The organism is Acetatifactor sp., from assembly GCF_982438285.1.
In genome coordinates this window covers 1-2,337 of record NZ_CEWDFQ010000414.1, presented here as the reverse complement: position 1 = coordinate 2,337, position 2,337 = coordinate 1, and the positions used below count along the sequence as shown (strand labels likewise).

Here is a 2,337-nt window from a genome sequence, read left to right as displayed (position 1 = left end):
GTGGGCTCGGAGATGTGTATAAGAGACAGGTCCATATTGGGGCTTAAATGAAAAAGTGTCTTAAAGCCCACCGTAAAAAATTTCCGGTTCATGTACAAGATAGGCAGCAGAAGCAGAAACTGCGTCAGCGCAAAATTCATGGCATTGGCATTTCCGTGAAAGGCATTCATCACAAAGCCCGGAACCGGAATCCCAAACCAATCCTGATACATGTGGAACATGGCCACATACATAAGAGGAATCAAAAAGCCGATAGAGATGCCAAGCCTCCATTTCATGGCCCGGTCCTGCTCCTTTGCCTGTTCCTTAAGTCCTTCCCGGCCTCCTGCAGAGCTTTCCCGGGTTTTAAAAGTCCCAGCGGCCTGGCCGCCTCCGCCGGCCTCTCCCTGCTCCATGGGAGAGGCGCCGTACCCCGCCTTTTCCACAGCTCCTATAATATCCGGCCTTCCAATAACCTGTTCGTCATAGGTCACATCCATCGTCTCCGTCAGAAGGTTCACGGAAGCATGCTCCACTCCCGCCACCTTGTTTACGCTCTTCTCCACATGAGAGGAGCAGGCGGAACAGGTCATGCCTGAAATATGATATCTTTCCTTCACACGATACACCTCCTAAGTCCTTGATCACTTCAGCTTTTTGATCAGCTCAACGGCTTCATCCACAATCTTTACATTATCCTTTTTAATCTCTTCCACCACACAGGTTTCCATGTGCTCCTTCAACACCAGATAGCCAAATGCCTGAAGGGCGCTTTCCACAGCCGCCACCTGGGTCAGGATGTCCCCGCAGTAGCGGTTGTCGTCAAGCATCTTGCTGATGCCGTTTAGCTGCCCGATCATGCGGTTCAGCCGATTTTTCAGCTGTTTCAGCTCCTTCTCCTGCCTTGGCGTTGTCTTGTGATGACAACAGCACTCTTCCGTTTTATTTTTTCCTTCCACCCGGTTCCTATCCTTTCTGTTTTTCGAAATTAGGCGTTTGCGAAACTCGCTGCAAAGTCACGAACCTGGTCATAATAACCAAAAACGGGTTCCGAAGCAGTAGCTGGTCACCCTTATTTTGGTTATTATGTCCAGTTGCTGACACCAGTGAGCGAGTTTCATAATTACCTATTTTGAAATACCCCATAAGGGTATTCCTTTTACCAAAAGGATATACCCCCACAGGGTATTTGTCAATTACTTTTTTCAATTTTTTAATCATGGCGCGCCACAAGGCTTCTATCCGTTGGTGATCACATTCATATGAGCCACCCATTTTCCGGACCGTATCCTAGTGGTAAAAAAGAACGCCCGCACACACCAGTCAATGGTCATGGCAATCCAGACTCCCAGAACGCCAAGCCCCATATACGCTGCAATCAGGTAAGCCAGCACAATCCTGCAGGTCCACATGGAGGTGATCGAAACCAGCATGGTAAATTTTACATCTCCCGCCGCCCTCAGGGAATTTGCCTGTGCAAAGGCCAGAGGATGCACCAGCATACAGCAGATACAATGATATAAAAGAATTTCAACAGTCAGCTTTGTTGTGGCCGGGCTGAGCTGATAGAGGCTGCAGATAGGGCGGGCAAGAACAATCAGCCCCATCCCCAGAACGATCATATAAAGATACGCCGTCTTTATCAGTTTTCTGTTATAATATTCCGCCTGCTTTACATCTCCCGCTCCAACACACTGTCCAATCACAGTGATCATTGCCATACCTATGGCATTTCCAGGAATCAGCTGAAAATTCCCCACATTGCCCACAATGGCGTTTGCAGTGATAGCCGCAGTGCCAAAGCTTGCAATCAGGCTGCTCAATAGCAGCTTTCCGATCTGAAATATGCTGTTTTCCACGCCGTTTGGCACCCCGATGTATAAAATCTTCTGAAATATCTTCCAGTCCGGGCGCCAGCTTTTGCTTAAAGGGATCTCCTTATTTCTCTGCAGCAGAACAAAAATCACCACCGCGCACACCACCCGGGCTGCCAGTGTGGAAACAGCCGCCCCCGCCACTCCCATTTGAAAGCCATAAATCAAAAGAGCGTTCCCTGCCACATTGATCACATTGGCTACAATGGCAGTCTGCATGGATACCTTGGCGTTTCCCACAGCCCGAAACAAAGCCGCCCCGCCATTATAAATGCCCAAAAAGGGATAGGACACGGCAGTTATGTAAAAATAAATTCTTGCCGCCTCCATCACGTCGGCCTCTATGCCCCCGTAGATCAGGTTCAGCAGAAATTGGTTGCCTGCCAGAGCAATCGCCATAAACACCAGGGCCACGCCGCCTACCGCTAAGAAAAGCTGGTTGGAGGCCCTGCCTACCATTTCCCTGTCCTTTTTCCCCATATAC

General features: G+C 49.3%; 3 protein-coding genes. All 3 read right to left on the bottom strand.

Annotated elements, in window-relative coordinates; all coding sequences use genetic code 11:
- Positions 1–599 (bottom strand): cation transporter (locus AC1WIP_RS14695; protein WP_481142532.1); only part of this gene is annotated, 599 nt, incomplete at its 3' end.
- A 24-nt stretch (positions 600–623) separates the two neighbouring features.
- Complete coding sequence (locus AC1WIP_RS14690) at positions 624–938, bottom strand: metal-sensing transcriptional repressor (RefSeq protein WP_481142531.1); 315 nt, start codon at positions 936–938, stop codon at positions 624–626.
- 279 nt (positions 939–1,217) lie between these two features.
- On the bottom strand, positions 1,218–2,337 hold a 1,120-nt coding region (locus AC1WIP_RS14685; RefSeq protein WP_481142530.1), incomplete at its 5' end, for an MATE family efflux transporter.